This is a genomic window from Flavobacterium sp. UW10123 (assembly GCF_040538975.1).
GTDB lineage: Bacteria > Bacteroidota > Bacteroidia > Flavobacteriales > Flavobacteriaceae > Flavobacterium.
Map to the genome: position 1 here is coordinate 225,397 of NZ_JBEWQE010000008.1, position 18,888 is coordinate 244,284.

Genomic DNA, 18,888 nt, shown 5'->3' on the forward strand with positions numbered 1-18,888 from the left:
ACCGCAATATTAGCAACAAAAATACTACAAATTATATTTCATCGAAAATATGATGTAACGTGGTTGAACCGTATATTGAGAAACTCGTGTTGAGAACTGCGAAAAGCTGTCATCATTAAGATAAGTGGTGTTCAGCAGATTGGTTGCCGAGATTTTATATTCCCATTTGCTATTCTTTTTTTGATAAATTAAACTGGCGCTTAAAAAATCATATTCGTTATCAACGGTTTTATCTCCATTATAATAATGGTAGAATTCGTATTCTGAAACAAAAGAAAAACTATCCAAGAAATAATAATCTAACCTTGCAAATGGTTTATCAGTGTAAAAAGTTGAACCGCTGTATTTATTAACCAAAAGGTTATATCCAAATTCGATATTTGGAAGATTTTTATAATTTGTTGAAGCTCGTAAAGTATAACTCTGACTGAAACTCTCTGTTGTTGACAATTGATTGTTCTGAATGTTGTTGAATTTTGACCAATTGAAAGTTGCATTTGCAGAAGCTTTATAATTCTTTAAAAACGAACGCCCATAATTTCCCATTCCCGTAAAAGTTTCATCGGCTAAATTGGAATTATAAGGAACTGATGATTGGTTAATTCCGTCAAAATTGGCTTTTGTTTTAATAGCATCTACTTTTCTGGTATAAGTCGCATTCGCAAAAATATTTTCAAAATTGAACATGTTATACTTGAAATAACGAAGTGAATGTACTTGTGAAGTAGCATTTTCTAAGAAACGATTTCCGCGAAACAAACTGCTATAATTAGACAAAACATAGCCCGAAGCCAACTGATTTATATCTGTAAAATCGTTTGTTAGAGAGAAATTATAAGTAAGTGTTTCAGACTTTTTGATTTGATATAAAGCAAAGAAATCTGGAAGCACTTTCACAAAATTCTGAGAATAATCGGTTCCCAATTGTCCATTTCTCATTTGGTATGTATGCAGACTTACTCCAGGCGTCAAAGTAAATTTTCCGGTCAAGATTTTATAATGAAAGCCTACAAAAGCATCATTAAATCTGTAATCTACATCGTTATTATTCTCTGAATTATTTAAATCATTTCTGTCTCCATTATCTAACATTTGAAAAATATGTGAATTGAAGTTCTGATAAGAATAGGTATTTCCCAATGTAATATTGATGTTACTTTTTGGCGTTACCATATAGTAGTAATCCAGTTTGGCATCTAGCTTATTAGTTTTTACAAAACGATTCTGATTGTAATCGTTTCTAGATTGTGTAGCATCATATCCTGACAAAGCAAAAGGAAGCGTTTGTAAATTGGCATTATAAAATGGATTTTCGTCCTGATATAAATGTTGCATTTCAAAAGCAAAAATATTTTTAGCACTTTGTGTATAATACAAACTCAAATTTTGGTTAACAGAAGTAGGATCTTGCTTTTTGGTTGTAAAAATATCTTCTGAAGTCGCGACATTCTGAACAATCTGCTCTCTAAACAAATCTGAATATTCTTCTTGTTTTGTCAGCTTTGTTAAGATGTCATAATCAAACTGAAATTTGTCGCTTGGCTTGTATGTTGAACTTAATTTAAAAAGACCCAAATTATTCTTTTGACTTGTATTTTCATCACGTCTCTGCTGATCTCCAGAATCTAAAATTGTTGTCTGAGATTTTGTTTCTAATTGCGTTTTTGAAGTCGAGAGAATCCCAAAACCACTTAAATTCCAAGCTTTATTAACTGAATAAGCAAAGTTTGTTGCTCCAAATTTGGTTTCAATTTCTTTAGCTCGATTGTTTCGAAGCAATGAAATTCCTAAATCATTAGAAGAAACATTAAAACTACTTCCGCCTTTTTTCATCACGTTTTTAAATCCTCCTGTGAACTTAAAATAATCCTGAGCTGTAAGAGGCAATTCGCCAATATTATTAAAATTGGTAATTAAATTAATACTGTATTTCGGACTGTAATAGAACAGTTTCGGATTAATGATATATCGGCTGTCCAATTCTGCAACACCAATTCCTGCTGTTACATCTCCAAACCAAAAGTTCTTTTTGCCTTCTTTCAGTTTAATATTCATTGCCACATTTTCCTGATCGTTTTCTAAACCTTTTAATTGGCTTATTTCGTTATAATTTCTTAAAACTTGAACTTTATCAATTGCATCGGCTGGAATATTTTTGACGCCTAATTTGGTATCTCCATCAAAAAAATCTTTTCCTTCAACCATCAATTTACTGACTTTTTTTCCTTCAACTTCAATTTCTCCATCGGCATTTACCTCAACTCCAGGAAGTTTCTTCAAGACATCTTCAAGCTTTTTTTCGGTTCCCGATTTAAAAGAATCCGCATTGTAAACAATCGTGTCGCCTTTTATAGAAACAGGCATTTCGCGAACAATTTCAACACCTTCCAATTCGATTCCTGCACCATCCAAAACAATATTCTGAGTCATATTTTCAGACTTTGTTGACACTGCAATTTCTTTAGACTTCATTCCCAAATAACTCACTTTAATAGTATAAGCAGTATTAGGTTTTAAAGTCAGCTGAAATTTTCCTTTGTCATTCGTAATTCCATAAGAATCCATTGCTTTTGTGCCATTATTAATAGCCATAATATTGGCCATTTCTAACGGATTTTTCTGTTCGTCCTGAATCAAACCGTCAAAACGGACACTTTGCGAAAAGGAAATAGAAGTAAAAAGTATGGCAAATAAAAAAAGTATCTTATTCATTATAAGAATATTGAAATTTTGGATTTTGAAAATTGGAATTTTAAAGACATTATCTTCCCATTGGAGGAGGCCCGCCTGCACGGCCGCGATTCATCTCCCTGAATTCTTCCATTTTTTTAATTACCGTTTCATCGTATTCTTTCTGAGAAATTACTTTTCCTTTCTTAGAAGGTTTTATTTCCACTTTATCTTTGGCATTCAAAACAATTTTCGAACACAAGATTGTAGTTGTTCCATCGTTAATTTCTAAAATTAATCCTGGAAGTCCCCAGTAATTTTCTGGTCCTTGATTAATCGGAATTTCTGGTGTATACCAAACTGTTACAACTATCTCTTTTGGAATTTCAAAATTGTCTGCGAAATTGGTTTTTGTCTCGCCTGAGGTCTTTTTAACTTCGTCTTTTTTGTCGTCATTGTTTTTAGGTCTAAAGTTTCTGAAATCAGTTTTGCTAGCCTGTTTTACTGCTGTCGCTTTGAAGCAATTGTAACCACCTATTTGTTTGGTTTCCTGTTCTAATTTCCATTCTAATTTTGGAAGAGAATCTACAACAAGAAATTCCTTGCCCATAAATTCTTTATCGACCGTATACGTTTTTGCCTTTACATCTTTATAAAAAGTACCGCCACCGCCAGTAAGTGAGCCAAACATAACTCTAAAACCTCCTTGCTGTTGACCAGGCGCTTCTAGCTTTTCCTCTTCTTTATAAATTGATGCAGCTTTATCGAAATTTAAAATGAATGTTTTTTCGAGCATTTTTTTCATGCGCTCTTCCATGTTTTTCTGCATTTCTGGCGTAATATCTCTATTTCCGCGCATTCCCTCAAATTTTGGCGCTTGTGTTTTTGATTCGTAAACGGCCATTCCTTGAAAATCTTTTTGCGCTTGAATCTGTAGAGAAACAAGCAGTATAGTCATATAAAAAAATATCTTTTTCATTTTATTTCCTTTAAGTGAGTAAATCCGACAAAACTTACATTCAAATGTATTATTAATTTTAAAATTCAAAAAACTAAATATATTAACGGCAACAAGGTATAGACAGAACCGCTTATTTTTTAGACTATTAGATTTAAAAAAGGTTTAAGACTCAAAATTGAAATTTTAAGGAGAGTTTTTTGTAATTTGGTACTCTTGTAAAATAATTTCTAATGCGTAAAATTGTGCAAAAAATTTTATTCTCCGTATTTCTTTTCTGCACTTTTCATGCGCTTTCAGCTCAGGATTTGAGTATCAATCCAACTTTGATTTCGCAATATAAAAATACTTCTGATACGTTTTTAGGATATGATGCTTTTGGATATTCGTATCAGATAACCAATAATGTTTTCAGTAAAATTAAAGGAAAAGAAATCTTTGAATACAAGAATGTTTCTTTGGGAAAAATCACGAAAGTTGACCTCCAGAATCCGCTAAAGATTGTTTTGTTTTATGAAGATTTCAATAGTGTTGTTTTATTAGATAATCAATTAAATAAAATGACCGAAATTAACTTTTCTCAAAACGCTACTCCAATTGTGGTGAGCGCCATTGGAATGTCCACACAAAATCAGTTATGGATTTACAATACTCTAAACCAACAAATTGGTCTTTTTGATTATTTAAAAAATGAGTACAAAACCGTTTCAATTCCGCTGACAGAATCTATCCAATATTATCAAACCGATTTTAATACTTTCTATTGGATTGACGAGAAAAATAATTGGTACTCTTGCGACATTTTTGGAAAGATAACTTCGTTAGGAAAAATTGCTGATTTTGATAAAATTTCTATCGTTAACTCTTCTCAATATCTTTTCGCTAAGGATAATTTATTGTATTTTAAAGGGTTTGATAAATCAAATCCTGAGGTAATTTCCGAAATTAAAGTTTTAGAAAAAACCTTTGACAATTTTTATTACAAAGACCAAATTTTATCTATTTTTACAACTACAGATATATCAAATTATAAAATCGTAACACCGTAATGCACATAGCAATAGCAGGAAATATAGGCGCAGGAAAAACTACATTGACCAAATTATTGGCGAAACATTTCAAATGGGAGCCTCATTATGAAGATGTAGTTGATAATCCGTATTTGGATGATTTTTACCATCAAATGGAACGTTGGTCGTTTAATCTTCAGATTTATTTCCTTAACAGCCGTTTCCGTCAAGTGCAGCAAATTCGCGAAAGCGGAAAAAAAATCATTCAAGACAGAACGATTTACGAAGATGCGCATATTTTCGCTCCCAATTTATATGCAATGGGACTAATGACAAGTCGTGATTTTGAAAATTACACGTCTTTGTTCGAATTGATGGAATCATTGGTTAAAGCTCCAGATTTATTGATTTATTTAAGAAGTTCGATTCCAAACTTAGTAGGACAGATTCATAAACGCGGACGCGAATATGAAAACTCTATTTCGATCGATTATTTAAGCCGTTTGAACGAAAGATATGAAGCTTGGATTCAGACTTATACTAAAGGAAAGCTTTTAATTATTGATGTTGACAATATCAATTTTGTTGACAATCCAGAAGACTTGGGAGATATCATTAATAGAATTGATGCTGAATTAAACGGATTATTCTAAAAAATATAGCTTTACACAAATATAAAAAATGCCTCTAAAATAATTTAGAGGCATTTTTTGTTTAAATATTTTCTTACATTTGTTTCGCTTTAAAACAATTTCCCTATTTGGGAAAAAATAAATATATTTGCAAAACTAAATTATGAGAATAGTAGCAAAGAGAACCTTGCAAAATTTTTGGGAAAGATTTCCAAACTCAAAGCAACAATTATTATCCTGGTATCAAGTTTTTGATAAAAATAGTTTTTCTAATTCTAATGCTGTGAAATCTTTTTTTGGTACTGCAGATTTTGTTGGCAACAATAAAGTTATCTTCAATATTTGTGGAAATCATTATCGATTGATTGTGAAAATCAATTACGAAACTCAAATCGTTTATATTCTTTTTATTGGAACACATAATGAGTATGATGATTTAAATGACATTAAAAATTTGTAAATAATATGAATATAAAGCCAATAAAAACAGAACATGACTATAGTTTAGCATTGGAAAGAGTTAATTTTCTTTTCGACGCCAAACCAGATACTGCTGAAGGAGATGAGCTAGATATTCTGGTAACACTTATAGAAAAATACGAACAAATTCATTATCCAATTCCTGAACCTGATCCTATTGAAGCCATTAAATTTATGATGGAACAAAACGGATTAAGCGATGCCGATTTAGGAATTATATTAAATAGCCGATCAAGAGTATCTGAATTGTTTAATCGCAAAAGAGCATTAACAATAAAACAAATAAGAGTTTTAACCGAAGCTCTTCATATTCCAGCTTCGACGTTGATAAAAGAATATGCTTTGAATCAATAAAAAATGCCTCTAAAATAATTTAGAGGCATTTTCTTTTTTTAAGGAACTCTGTCAAAGTTTAAAACTTTGACAAAGCTATTATTTCGCAGCTTCAACTTTTGTTAAAACTTCTTCTTCAGTTCCTTCAAAAACCTCGGTTGTAGTTTTTCCGTCTACTGTTTTGGTAACTGTTCCTGTCGTTTTTCCGTTTATATTTTTAACCTCAACACGAACTGATTCGCTTTCTGAATGAACACTACTTTTTCCGTTTGTGTCAAAATGAGCTAGACATTTTGCCGTTTCTTCTTCAGAACAGCCTTTTTCTTTACACATTTTAATACATTCTTCTTTTGTCATTCCAGACATATCGCCGCATTTCGACATTCCTGCATGCATTTCGGTTTTAGCACAGCAAGAAGCTTTTCCTGCAATATCAGATGCCTCATGACCTTCTCCCAAAATCGGAGCAATTACCAATCCGATCAAGCAAGTCAATTTGATTAAGATATTCATTGATGGTCCAGAAGTATCTTTAAAAGGATCTCCAACCGTATCTCCAGTTACCGCTGCTTTGTGTGCATCGGAGCCTTTATACGTCATTTCGCCATTGATCATAACTCCTGCTTCAAAAGATTTTTTAGCATTATCCCAAGCACCACCTGCATTGTTTTGGAAAACTGCCCAAAGCACTCCAGAAACAGTAACTCCAGCCATATATCCGCCTAACATTTCAGCAATTAATTGATTGTTATCTGAATAAACTAATTTTCCTAAAAGTACAATTACAATCGGAAAACCAATTGTTAAGATTCCAGGAAGCATCATTTCGCGTAAAGCGGCTTTTGTAGAAATCTCCACACATTTTCCATATTCTGGTTTTCCCGTTCCTTCCATAATTCCAGCAATTTCTTTGAACTGGCGACGAACTTCATACACCATATCCATTGCCGCTTTTCCAACAGAATTCATTGCCAAAGCTGAGAAGACCACAGGAATCATTCCACCGACAAATAACATCGCTAAAACTGGCGCTTTAAAAATATTAATTCCGTCAATTCCTGTAAAGGTTACATACGCAGCAAACAAAGCCAATGAAGTTAAGGCTGCAGATGCAATAGCAAATCCTTTTCCTGTTGCTGCTGTTGTATTTCCTACTGAATCTAAAATATCAGTTCTTGTACGAACTTCTTTTGGCAATTCGCTCATTTCTGCGATTCCACCAGCGTTGTCAGAAATTGGTCCGAAAGCATCGATTGCCAATTGCATTGCCGTTGTAGCCATCATAGCTGAAGCTGCTAGCGCAACTCCATAAAACCCTGCCAAAACATAAGAAATCCAGATTGCGATGGCAAACAATAATACCGTTGGGAAAGTAGAAATCATTCCCGTTGCCAAACCTGCAATTACGTTTGTTCCCGCACCTGTAGAAGATTTTTGAACAATTGCCAAAACTGGTTTTGTTCCTAATCCTGTATAATATTCTGTTACTGATGAAATCGCTCCACCAACTACTAATCCGACCAAAGTTGCATAGAAAACACGCATTGATGAGATTGCTTTTGAGCCTTCTCCAAAGAATGTCATCTGCATTGTTTCTGGTAACATGTGCTGCACTAAAAAGAAACAAGCCACGGCAGTTAAAACAATTGAAACCCAGTTTCCTATATTTAATGCTTTCTGTACTTGAGCTTCTTTTGCATTGTCATCTGATATTTTTACTAAAGTTGTTCCTATAATTGAGAATAAAATTCCGAAACCAGCAATAGCCATTGGAAGTAAAATTGGTCCAATTCCTCCGAAAGCATCATTAATGCTTCCGCCCATATCTTTAATCACATAGTTTCCAAGAACCATTGCAGCTAAAACAGTTGCTACATACGACCCAAATAAGTCGGCTCCCATACCTGCAACATCCCCTACGTTATCTCCCACGTTATCTGCAATTGTAGCTGGGTTACGAGGATCATCTTCTGGAATTCCAGCTTCAACTTTACCAACTAAATCGGCTCCAACGTCGGCAGCTTTTGTGTAGATTCCTCCCCCAACTCTGGCAAATAAAGCAATTGATTCTGCTCCTAATGAAAATCCTGCAAGAGTTTCTAAGACAACCGTCATTGTATCGGTATCTTTCCAAACTCCTCCAGAAAATAAATGAAAGAAAATGATAAAAAATGATGTCAAACCCAAAACAGCTAAACCTGCAACGCCTAATCCCATTACGGTTCCGCCGCCAAAAGAAACTTTTAAAGCTTGCGGTAAACTTGTACGTGCCGCTTGAGTAGTTCTAACGTTTGTTTTTGTTGCTATTTTCATTCCCATATTTCCCGCTAAAGCAGAGAAAAATGCACCAAAAATAAATGCTATTACGATTAATAAATGTGTTTTTACTCCTGGAATAAAAGTAATTCCTGCCAAAGCTAAACTGGCAATAATTACAAAGATGGTTAATAGTTTGTATTCGGCTTTTAGAAAAGCTAAGGCTCCTTCATAGATGTAATCTGAAATCTCTTTCATCTTACCGTCTCCAGCGTCTTGTTTTAAAACCCAAGTCCTTTTTATTCCCATGAAAAGTAATCCTAAAACTGCCATAATAATGGGCAGGTAAATCATAAATGCATTCATAATATTTTAATGGTTTTGGTTAATAGTCAACAATCTAACTAAAACGAATTTAAACAAAAAAGCAATACTCCTGACGGCAGTATTGCTTTTTTTATAATAGAATAAGGTTAAAATTATTTAATGCTAAATAATCCAGCCGGTTTATTTTCAATGTCATCAAAACGTTTTGTACACTCAGCGATAATATCGTAAGCCTCTTTTACGTCTCCCCATCCTTCTACGTCTACTTTTTTGTTTTCAAGATCTTTGTAAACTTGGAAAAAGTGCTCGATTTCTTTTACTAAGTGAGGATTAATATCTGATAAATCAGTTAATGAATTCCAAATTGGGTCAGAAACTGGTACACAAATAATTTTTTCGTCTGGTCCTTTATCATCTGCCATGTGGAATACACCAATTGGTTTAACTTCCATAACACATCCAGGAAAAGTTGGTTCGTTTACCAAAACTAATACATCAAGAGGGTCACCATCTAAAGCTAAAGTTTCTGGAATAAATCCGTAATCAGCTGGGTACATCATTGAAGAGAATAACATTCTATCAAAACGCATTCTTTTAATTTCAAAATCGTACTCGTATTTATTTCTGCTTCCTCTTGGTATTTCGATCAATACATCGAAAGTCGTTAATTTGTCTGCGGTCATTTTCGTTTTTTATTGTTTCTAAAATTTCGATTGCAAAAATAACTAAAGAATCTAGTTTTACAATAAAAAACAAGGTTAAATTATCCTCATTAAAGTTTAAAAAACAAGCATTTAAAAGCTAATACTCCTATTTCTTTTCTTCAAGTAATAATGCCAGAGCAGATAAGTCGCATAAGATCGATAGGGACTCCATTGTTCTGCATGAATTTCCATTTCTTGCTTGTCATGAATATTCAGCAATTCTTTAATCGTATTTATAACAGCAATGTCGCCCAGCGGAATCAAATCGGGTTCTTCCAGACAAAACATCAGATAAATATCTATTGTCCAATTGCCTATTCCTTTTAACTTAATAAGTTCCTCACGAACTTGTTTTGCAGGTTTTGAAGCTAAGCTATCAATATCTAATTCTTTGTTTAAAACCGCTTCCGCTAAAACCTTAATATACTTTGTTTTCTGACGGCTTACTCCAAGACTTCTAAATTCTTCATCAGACAAAACCGCCATCTTTTCAGGATTACAAGTTGTAAAAGCTTTTATTTTTAAGAATGTAGCTTTTGCTGAATCTATAGAAACCTGCTGCTCAAGAATTAATAAAACCAAAGTTTCAAATCCAGGCGGGCGCCTCGGAATTGGTGGCAATCCATACTTTTCTATGATTTCTAGAAATATTGGATTTTTAGAGGAAAGGAAATCTATTGCTTCTTGCATGATTATAGTTTTCGAAAGTAAATCAAATTTAAGAAAAATGGAGTTAGTTCTCGCAAAGTCGCCAAGTCGCTAAGTTTTTTTTTATCTCTCGCAGATTTTGCAGATTAAGCAGATAAAAATCTGATCTGGAATCTCAATGATTATCAAAAGCTAGAAACAAAAAAATCGCAAAGATTTAAAACCTTTGCGACTTTGTAACTTTGAGCCTTTGCATCTTTAAAAATAAAATCCGAAAGATCCTTTTATTGCAAATTTATGTGCGTCTGGCATATCTAGATAATTTCCTCTCCAAGAAAAATCAAGACGGAAAACTTTAAAAATATTTCCAATTCCTGCATTATACTCCCAATATACTTTTTCAGGAGCATTATAAGGTAATCCAGAAGCGTTGATGGCACGATTGGCATCAGAAATAGTTCCGTGAACAGCTCTAATTCCGATAAACTCTCTCCAGTTCAGTTTTCTCATGAATGGAATTCTAGCAAACAATCTTCCACCAAAATCATGATTCCACTGCAAGGTTGTATATTGATCTGTAACGAATTCATAGAAATTCAAGTTACTGAATGTGTTTTCAATTGTAAAGTAAGTCTGGTTACCAGGAATTACACTCATCAAACCTAACGGAATTGTACCAAAAGTTTTTCCTGTTTCGATTGTAATATTTGTTCTTCCTAAAGGCCCGATAATAATTGGCTGTCTATAGAAAACTTGAATTTTTTCGTAAGCAAAATCACTATCAAAAACTCCTTTTAATCCGTAACTGAAATTAACGAAGAAATGACTAAAAGGACTATCAACTAAACTCCTTTCTACACCATAACCAATCGTTTTTCTGTTTGGCATAAACTCAAACTGAATATTAGCCTCAGATTGTTTTACCATACTTTCGACAACACCAGCGGGATTTTCGGGAGTCGGCAGAGTCGTATAATAATCTAAACTGAATGTTTTTGAGGCTGATTCTAATGTTCTATACGAAAGTCCTGCCGAGACAATAAAGTTCTTTTTGGGCTCCATTTCAACAGAAACATTACTCAAATTGATATTCGTCAGTTTTCCATTGCTTCCCGTTGTAAACAATGCCGAAGAGGCAAAACTTCGTCCTAAAACGTCATTTGTAGTAGTTAAACTCGCACCAATCTGTTCGATATCGCGCCTATTTCCTCCAGAAATGATAACTCGGTTTTTCTTGTCAACCATCCATTTTCCAGAAACTCCATATTTGAATTTATTATCATCAAATCCGTACGCAGTGTAAGCCTGAATACGCCATGGATCGTTTGGTCCAAAATAGGTTCTTCCACCAACTCTTAACCTTATACCTTCAACTTCGTTATATCCAAAAGTTGAAAATATAGGTCCGTAATCGAAATTTTTAAATTCGACATAACCGCTACCTAAAATAGAGACAAGATTATACAGCTGTTTAAATCGCTTGACGGTTTGCAGCGTATCCAGCATTTTATAAATTCCCTGTTCGTCTTTATTTAATTTTTCAAAACGGTTTTCTTCCCAAAACTCAGGAGGTCGTTCGTAAACAGCATTATCAATAAAATTGACTTCCTCTTTATAAAATTTCTCTGGTTTCTGAATATTGAATTTATGATTGCGATATAAAGTTGTTCTTTTACCATAAACTCCTTTCGATTTTTCCTTTTTATTCAAAGCAAAATCAGACATCATATAGTCACGAGTCAAAAGGAAAACAGAATCATTTTCTACTTCAAATTCCTGTTCTATATAAATATCTTTTACCCAGTTAATATTGGCGCTTTTTGTAACGCCCATATTAATTTTCTTGATCGCAAAAGTGGTATCATTAACCCAAAAATCTCCTTTAAAAGTTAATTCATTTTTACGTCTCGGATAGAAAACAATATTATAACACCATTTTTTATCGATAAAAGCACTGTCTTTTAAGACATAATTATAAACATCGATTCCTGTTCTTGAAAGCGGGCTTGTAAAACTCTTATCAAAAAATTTCAGATGATTGTCGTAAATATTGTAATCAGAATAAAGATCTTTTACAAAAGATAAAATCTGCTGATTTCCGTTAAAACCAGACATTTTATTTCCTGTTAAATTTTCTTTTACTTTCTTTAGTTTGTTGTCACCATAAACATCATAAACCGATTCGTTTATAAAAATCGGTAAATAGGTTTTCCCTGTAACATCTGAAGTATCAACGTGATTAAAGATAAACTCCATACCTTTAAAAAGTTTATTTTTCATGAATGCACTATCAATAGTGTTCATGTCAAACTCCACTTTTTCGTACTTCTGCATTTGATACTGATTAAACAGGTAGAGTCCATTTTTACGTTTCCTTTCCCAAATTTTTCTCAAAATATCCAATGCCGGATTATTCTTCTTAGAAGTTTTTCCGGTATAAATTACAACCTCGTTAAGCACTTGTTCTTCGAACAAAACAATTTTGAAATTGTAATTGACTGCTTTTTCTAAAGGAACTTCCTTATCTGAAAATCCTGCCGAAGTAACCATCAGTGCAGTATAAGTATTTGGCGATTCTAAATAAAAACGGCCGTCTTCATTAGAAACGATTCCAATATTAGAACCTTTAAACACCACATTTGCAAAAGGTATCGGCTGATTGGTTTTGTCCAAAACAACTCCACTCACCTTAGTTTGTGCAGTAGCGACATTCGCAAAAGCAAATAAAAAATATAAGAGAAGTAGAGTTAATTTGTTCATTATAAAGTAAAAAAAAACTTCACCAATCTATTCTGTCTGATGAAGTTTTATGAGTATTTTATATTTGTATTATTTGTATAATACTTTTTTAACTGCTTTTACTACATCACCTGCATTTGGCAACCAGTCTTTTAGCAGTACTGGAGAATACGGCGCGGGAGTATCCGCAGTAGTAATACGTTGAATTGGCGCATCAAGGAAGTCAAAAGCTTGCTCTTGAACGATATAAGAAATCTCAGAAGAAAGGCTGGCAACTGGCCAAGCTTCTTCAAGAATTACTAAACGGTTTGTTTTTTTAACCGATTTTAAGATAGCATCTTTGTCCATTGGACGAACTGTTCTTAAATCGATAATCTCACAAGAAATTCCTTCTTTTGCTAATTCATCAGCAGCGATAAAAGCTTCTTTGATGATTTTTCCGAAAGAAACAATCGTTACATCAGTTCCTTCACGTTTAACATCAGCAACACCAATTGGAATTGTATATTCTCCGTCTGGCACTTCACCTTTATCACCGTACATCTGCTCAGACTCCATAAAGATTACAGGATCGTTATCACGGATTGCAGATTTTAAAAGTCCTTTTGCATCATAAGGAGTTGAAGGAACAACAACTTTTAAACCTGGAGTATTAGCAAACCAGTTTTCTAAAGCTTGTGAGTGAGTAGCTCCTAATTGACCAGCAGAAGCTGTTGGTCCGCGGAAAACGATAGGCACATTAAATTGTCCTCCTGTCATTTGACGCATTTTAGCAGCGTTATTTATAATTTGATCAATACCAACTAAACAGAAGTTGAATGTCATATATTCTACAATAGGGCGGTTTCCGTTCATTGCAGAACCTACTGCAATTCCTGAAAATCCAAGCTCAGCAATTGGAGTATCGATTACTCTTTTTTCACCAAACTCAGCAAGCATTCCTTTTGAAGCTTTGTATGCTCCATTGTATTCTGCAACCTCTTCTCCCATTAAATATATGGATTCATCGCGACGCATTTCTTCGCTCATCGCTTCACAAATGGCCTCTCTAAATTGTATTGTTCTCATATTTTATATTGTATGTTGAATTTTCTGAAGAGCAAAAATAAATATTTTAAATAACTTAAATGCAAAAATTGAATTTAAAATCGCATGAACTTCTATCTGTTCTCAGGTTTTAACTTTTTAAACTTTATTGTGATATTTACGAAATCGATATAATAACGTATAATTCACACTTAAACTTACTTAAAACATTTTTCAGACAAACTTCTATCGATTTGTTTAATTCTTGTTTCTCCAAAATTCATTCATCCAAACGTAAAAAACAAAAAAATAGTATTTCTCAGACAAAATTAATTTGCTTTCCAACTATCGGTTATTGCAAAATTCCTAACAATCAGACAAAATCAATGTTTTTTATTTTTTAGATTCCGATGAAATCCATTCAAAACTACAGAATCAGCGAAATCGTAATAGTTTTAAAAAATATTATGCATGCATAGTATAATTATTCCAAATTAAATTCTAAATTTGTAAAAGCATATTATAAATTCAAAATATATACTTATGAAAATACTAGTTTGCATCAGCCATGTGCCTGATACTACTTCAAAAATCAACTTTACCAACGGTGATTCAGAATTTGACACTAATGGTGTACAATATGTAATTAACCCTAATGACGAATTCGGTCTTACACGCGCTATATGGTTTCAAGAACAACAAGGAGCAAATGTAACGGTTGTAAACGTCGGAGGTCCTGATACTGAACCAACTTTACGTAAAGCTTTGGCAATTGGAGCAAACGAAGCTATTCGTGTTAACGCAAATCCTACAGATGGTTTCTTCGTTGCAAAACAATTAGCAGAAGTAATTAAAAATGGGGGTTACGATTTAGTAATTGCTGGTAAAGAATCTTTAGATTATAACGGAGGAATGGTTCCTGGAATGATTGCTGGAATTTTAGGCCACAATTTCTTAAACTCTTGTACAGCTTTGACTGTTGACGGAAACAATGTAAAAGCAGTTCGTGAAATTGACGGCGGAAAAGAAACTGTAAGCACTACTCTTCCATTAATTATTGGAGGTCAAAAAGGTCTTGTTGAGGAAAAAGATTTACGTATCCCGAACATGAGAGGAATTATGACTGCAAGAACAAAAGCGCTTACTATCCTTGAGCCAGTTGATGCAGCTGTAAATACAAAAGCAGTGAAATTTGAAAAACCAGCTCCAAAATCAGCAGTAAAATTAGTTTCTGCAGATAATTTAGATGAGTTAATCAATTTATTACACAACGAGGCTAAAGTGATTTAAGATTGTAGACTTTAGATTTTAGATTGCTGATTGCAATACGAAATCTAAAACTCAACATTTGATTCACTTCAAAATCTAAAATCAATAATCATTTTAGATTTCATTTTCAAAAATCTGAAATCTAAAATCTAAAATCTAAAATTGTTATGTCAATATTAATATATGCAGAATCTGCAGAAGGAAAATTTAAAAAAGTTGCTTTCGAATTAGCTTCTTACGCTAAAAAAGTGGCAGAATCATTAGGAACTACTGTTACAGCTTTAACAGTAAACATCAGCGATGTTAGCGAGTTAGGCAAATACGGAGTAGATAAAGTTTTAAAAGTAAGCAATGATAAATTAGCTGGTTTTAACGCAAAAGCTTACGCTGATGTAATCAAACAAGCTGCTGAAAAAGAAGGAACAAAAGTAGTTTTACTTTCTTCTACAACAGACAGCATTTATCTTTCACCACTAGTTGCAGTAGCTTTAAATGCTGGTTTTGCTTCAAACGTTGTTGGATTGCCAGTTAGCACTTCTCCGTTTCAAGTAAAAAGAAACGCTTTTTCAAACAAAGCTTTCAACATTACACAAATCGATACAGACGTAAAAGTTCTTGGTTTAGCTAAAAACTCTTACGGACTTTTTGAAAGCGCAGGAGCTGCTGCTGCAGAAGATTTTAATCCAACAGTTGGAGACAATGACTTTGGGGTAAAAGTAGAATCTGTAGAAAAAGTATCTGGAAAAGTTTCTATCGCTGACGCAGATATCGTAGTTTCTGGCGGACGTGGATTAAAAGGTCCAGAAAACTGGGGATTAGTAGAAGATCTTGCTGCTGTTCTTGGTGCTGCAACTGCTTGTTCTAAACCAGTTTCTGATTTAGGTTGGAGACCTCATAGCGAGCACGTTGGACAAACAGGAAAACCAGTTGCAACAAACTTATACATTGCTATTGGTATCTCTGGAGCGATTCAGCACATTGCAGGAATCAACTCTTCTAAAGTAAAAGTAGTGATCAATAACGATCCAGAAGCTCCTTTCTTCAAAGTTGCTGATTATGGTGTAGTTGGAGATGCTTTTGAAATTGTACCACAATTAACAGAGAAATTAAAAGCTTTCAAAGCTCAGCATTCTTAATACAAAGAATTCTCTTTAAAAATATTGCTGCCTAAAAACAAGATGTTGTATCTTTGTTTATAGGCAGCTTTTTTGTTCCATATTTTTTGATTAAAATTGCAGCTTTATTTTCCAATCCAAAATAGTATTAAAATAAGGCGCTAAGTGCCTTTTTTACAAACATATATGAGTCTAGTAAAATTATCCATAAAAGGAATTTCATACAGTCAAACTCAAAATGGCGCTTATGCCTTAATTTTGAATGAAGTCGATGGCGAAAGAAAATTACCTATTGTTATTGGTGCTTTTGAAGCCCAGTCAATCGCTATTGCTTTAGAGAAAGAAATAAAACCGCCACGTCCGTTAACCCACGATTTATTCAAGAATTTTGCCGAAAGATTTGATATCGTAGTAAAACAAGTTATCATTCATAAATTAGTTGACGGTGTTTTTTATTCAAGTTTAATCTGCGAAAGAGATAAAATCGAAGAAATTATCGATGCCAGAACTTCTGATGCCATTGCCTTAGCATTACGTTTCAACGCTCCTATTTTTACTTATAAAAACATTTTAGATAAAGCTGGAATTTATTTAAAATCGAATACTGCCGAAACAGATTCTGGAGCTCAAGAAATTGATGACGTCCTTTCAAACCCTGAAACTTTCGGACACGAAGAAGAAAGCAACCAATCTGGAGACGTTTACGCAAAACATTCTTTACAAGAATTAAACGAGCTTTTAGATCAAGCCGTTTCTCAGGAAGATTATGAAAAAGCAGCAAAAATTAGAGACGAAATCTCTAGAAGATAATTTAAGGCTATAAGCCGTAAGCTTTAGGCTGTAAGCTTTAGGCTGTAAGCTTAAAGCATAAAACACAAGAAAGCATCAAACCGCAAAAAAAGCTTAAAGCCTAAAGCTTAAAGCCTAAAGCAAAAAAAAGCCTAAAGCAACAATGAAACAATACTTAGATTTAGTAAAACACGTTTTAGAAAACGGCAATCAAAAAGGAGATCGTACAGGGACTGGAACAAAAAGCGTTTTCGGATATCAAATGCGTTTTGATTTAAGTGAGGGTTTCCCAATGGTTACGACCAAAAAATTACACTTAAAATCGATTATTTACGAATTGCTTTGGTTTTTAAAAGGCGATACAAATATCAAATATCTTCAGGAAAACGGAGTTAAAATCTGGGATGAATGGGCTGATTCTAACGGTGATTTAGGTCCTGTTTATGGACATCAATGGAGAAATTGGAATAGTGAAGAAATAGATCAGATTTCTGAATTAATTACAGAATTAAAAACAAATCCGAACAGCCGAAGAATGCTAGTTTCTGCATGGAACCCATCGGTTTTGCCAGACACTAAAAAATCTTTTGAAGAAAATGTAGCCAATAACAAAGCGGCTTTACCTCCTTGTCATGCATTTTTTCAGTTTTACGTAGCAAGTCCAAACCCTGAAAAAGGAGAAACAAAAGGAAAACTTTCTTGCCAATTATACCAGCGTAGTGCCGATATATTTTTGGGAGTACCTTTTAATATTGCTTCTTATGCATTGTTGACCATGATGATTGCACAAGTATGCGATTTAGAACCAGGCGAATTTATTCACACTTTTGGTGACGCACATATTTACAATAATCATTTTGAACAATTGGAACTGCAATTAACGCGTGAACCAAGACCATTACCAAAAATGATTTTAAATCCAGAAATTAAAAACATTTTTGATTTTGATTATAATGATTTCACACTTGTAGATTACGATCCACATCCTGCCATAAAAGGAAGTGTTGCAGTATAAAAAACAAAAATCCGCTATTAAAGCGGATTTTTTTATACAATTAGAACACTATTTTCACTGCCAGCGTAATCATTCCATTTATAAGAATCAGCTTCTGGATCATTCACATAATTCCCGTCAACTAGATACTTAAATTCGTAAATCGCATCTTTCACCAAATCGTAAGTTGCTTTAAACGTTCCGTTTTTTAACTTGCTTAAAGTTCCTTCTGAGGCATTCCAGTTATTAAAATCTCCAACCACCGCTGCCGAATCAGCATCTTTGGCATCTATTGAAAATGTAACTTTAACAACCGGCTTCGTTTTGATAAATTGTTTTTTCAAAGACATAACTATTTCGTTTTTAGATTTATACGTCTAAAATTAATTAAATTCAACGAAACACTTACTACTGTAAGAAACGATTTATGATAATTCTAAAAACAGTATATCATTTTCGCTTTATTGGTAATTTAAAGCGGTTAAAATTTTGTTATTCAAATTATTGAGTCATTAAAAACTAAATATTCCACATTCAAAATATTGACTTTCGAAAATAAATTTTAACTTTATAATCTCATTTTTATCTTATGGAAAAAGAAGTGCACGAACAATACGAATATGCTAGACGCCGATTAAGACAAAAAAAAGTCTTATATTTTCATTTTGTACTTTTCCTGCTTGGAAGTTTATTTTTATTTATTGCCAATAGATTTTTTGGCTTTGGAGAAGGCACAACCCAAAATTGGTGCATCTGGGGTATTACCATCTGGCTTTTCCTTTTTATCCTTCATTTTATAAAAGTGTATATAACCGACCGTTTTATGAATAAAAAATGGGAAAGAGAACAAATTGACCGATTAGTTGCTTTACAGCAAAAAAGAATCAGCCAGCTTGAATCTTCTATCAACGAAGAGAATGAAAATAAAATTTAGTTAA

17 protein-coding genes are annotated in these 18,888 nt (G+C 33.4%); 9 read left to right on the forward strand and 8 right to left on the reverse strand.

Annotation, left to right across the window (positions count from 1 at the left end; translation table 11 throughout):
* Window positions 1–24 precede the first annotated feature (24 nt).
* Both ABXT06_RS11240 and ABXT06_RS11245 read right to left on the reverse strand, forming a co-directional pair.
* Window positions 25–2,712, reverse strand: coding sequence for a carboxypeptidase-like regulatory domain-containing protein (locus ABXT06_RS11240; RefSeq protein ID WP_354590845.1), 2,688 nt, complete (start codon window positions 2,710–2,712; stop codon window positions 25–27).
* Window positions 2,713–2,761: 49 nt separating this feature from the next.
* The gene (locus ABXT06_RS11245) at window positions 2,762–3,649 is read right to left on the reverse strand and encodes a GLPGLI family protein (protein ID WP_354590846.1); all 888 of its coding nucleotides are present in this window, start codon (window positions 3,647–3,649) and stop codon (window positions 2,762–2,764) included.
* Window positions 3,650–3,861: 212 nt separating this feature from the next.
* Between ABXT06_RS11245 and ABXT06_RS11250 the strand changes: the two genes are divergently transcribed.
* From ABXT06_RS11250 to ABXT06_RS11265, 4 genes are all read left to right on the forward strand, one after another.
* A complete protein-coding gene (locus ABXT06_RS11250; RefSeq protein ID WP_354590847.1) occupies window positions 3,862–4,677 on the forward strand; it encodes a hypothetical protein in 816 nt (271 codons plus the stop codon).
* On the forward strand, window positions 4,677–5,291 hold the full coding sequence (locus tag ABXT06_RS11255; protein WP_129746158.1) for a deoxynucleoside kinase: 615 nt from the start codon (window positions 4,677–4,679) through the stop codon (window positions 5,289–5,291). The genes ABXT06_RS11250 and ABXT06_RS11255 overlap by 1 nt, the downstream gene beginning before the upstream one ends.
* Window positions 5,292–5,433: 142 nt before the next feature.
* Window positions 5,434–5,730, forward strand: coding sequence for a type II toxin-antitoxin system HigB family toxin (locus tag ABXT06_RS11260; RefSeq protein ID WP_354590848.1), 297 nt, complete (start codon window positions 5,434–5,436; stop codon window positions 5,728–5,730).
* Window positions 5,731–5,735: 5 nt separating this feature from the next.
* Window positions 5,736–6,104: a helix-turn-helix domain-containing protein gene (locus ABXT06_RS11265; RefSeq protein ID WP_354590849.1), complete on the forward strand. Its 369-nt coding sequence runs from the start codon at window positions 5,736–5,738 to the stop codon at window positions 6,102–6,104.
* A 78-nt stretch (window positions 6,105–6,182) separates the two neighbouring features.
* On the opposite strand, the gene ABXT06_RS11270 is transcribed toward ABXT06_RS11265, so the two are convergent.
* The 5 genes from ABXT06_RS11270 to ABXT06_RS11290 all read right to left on the reverse strand — a co-directional run bounded on the left by ABXT06_RS11270 (window position 6,183) and on the right by ABXT06_RS11290 (window position 13,825).
* Window positions 6,183–8,705: a sodium-translocating pyrophosphatase gene (locus ABXT06_RS11270; RefSeq protein WP_354590850.1), complete on the reverse strand. Its 2,523-nt coding sequence runs from the start codon at window positions 8,703–8,705 to the stop codon at window positions 6,183–6,185.
* 113 nt (window positions 8,706–8,818) lie between these two features.
* Window positions 8,819–9,349: an inorganic diphosphatase gene (locus ABXT06_RS11275; protein WP_354590851.1), complete on the reverse strand. Its 531-nt coding sequence runs from the start codon at window positions 9,347–9,349 to the stop codon at window positions 8,819–8,821.
* 111 nt (window positions 9,350–9,460) lie between these two features.
* Window positions 9,461–10,060: a DNA-3-methyladenine glycosylase family protein gene (locus ABXT06_RS11280; RefSeq protein WP_354590852.1), complete on the reverse strand. Its 600-nt coding sequence runs from the start codon at window positions 10,058–10,060 to the stop codon at window positions 9,461–9,463.
* A gap of 216 nt (window positions 10,061–10,276) precedes the next feature.
* Window positions 10,277–12,778: a DUF5686 and carboxypeptidase-like regulatory domain-containing protein gene (locus ABXT06_RS11285; RefSeq protein ID WP_354590853.1), complete on the reverse strand. Its 2,502-nt coding sequence runs from the start codon at window positions 12,776–12,778 to the stop codon at window positions 10,277–10,279.
* A gap of 69 nt (window positions 12,779–12,847) precedes the next feature.
* Window positions 12,848–13,825 (reverse strand): pyruvate dehydrogenase complex E1 component subunit beta, encoded by a 978-nt coding sequence (locus tag ABXT06_RS11290; protein WP_354590854.1) that lies wholly within the window; start codon window positions 13,823–13,825, stop codon window positions 12,848–12,850.
* A 501-nt stretch (window positions 13,826–14,326) separates the two neighbouring features.
* On the opposite strand from ABXT06_RS11290, the gene ABXT06_RS11295 reads away from it, so the two are divergent.
* The 4 genes from ABXT06_RS11295 to ABXT06_RS11310 all read left to right on the forward strand — a co-directional run bounded on the left by ABXT06_RS11295 (window position 14,327) and on the right by ABXT06_RS11310 (window position 17,971).
* Window positions 14,327–15,073 carry an electron transfer flavoprotein subunit beta/FixA family protein gene (locus tag ABXT06_RS11295; protein ID WP_201998824.1) on the forward strand — a complete coding sequence of 249 codons (747 nt, stop codon included), beginning with the start codon at window positions 14,327–14,329 and terminating at the stop codon, window positions 15,071–15,073.
* A 146-nt stretch (window positions 15,074–15,219) separates the two neighbouring features.
* Entirely contained in the window at window positions 15,220–16,188 is a 969-nt protein-coding gene (locus ABXT06_RS11300; protein WP_008466557.1) for an electron transfer flavoprotein subunit alpha/FixB family protein, read from the forward strand.
* 165 nt (window positions 16,189–16,353) lie between these two features.
* The gene (locus ABXT06_RS11305; RefSeq protein ID WP_008466556.1) at window positions 16,354–16,977 is read left to right on the forward strand and encodes a bifunctional nuclease family protein; all 624 of its coding nucleotides are present in this window, start codon (window positions 16,354–16,356) and stop codon (window positions 16,975–16,977) included.
* A 142-nt stretch (window positions 16,978–17,119) separates the two neighbouring features.
* Window positions 17,120–17,971 carry a thymidylate synthase gene (locus ABXT06_RS11310; RefSeq protein WP_354590855.1) on the forward strand — a complete coding sequence of 284 codons (852 nt, stop codon included), beginning with the start codon at window positions 17,120–17,122 and terminating at the stop codon, window positions 17,969–17,971.
* A gap of 32 nt (window positions 17,972–18,003) precedes the next feature.
* Here the strand turns inward: ABXT06_RS11310 and ABXT06_RS11315 are convergent, their stop codons facing one another.
* Window positions 18,004–18,300 (reverse strand): isoamylase early set domain-containing protein, encoded by a 297-nt coding sequence (locus ABXT06_RS11315; protein ID WP_354590856.1) that lies wholly within the window; start codon window positions 18,298–18,300, stop codon window positions 18,004–18,006.
* A 239-nt stretch (window positions 18,301–18,539) separates the two neighbouring features.
* Here ABXT06_RS11315 and ABXT06_RS11320 point away from each other — a divergent pair, with 239 nt between their 5' ends.
* On the forward strand, window positions 18,540–18,884 hold the full coding sequence (locus ABXT06_RS11320; protein ID WP_354590857.1) for a 2TM domain-containing protein: 345 nt from the start codon (window positions 18,540–18,542) through the stop codon (window positions 18,882–18,884).
* Window positions 18,885–18,888 lie beyond the last annotated feature (4 nt).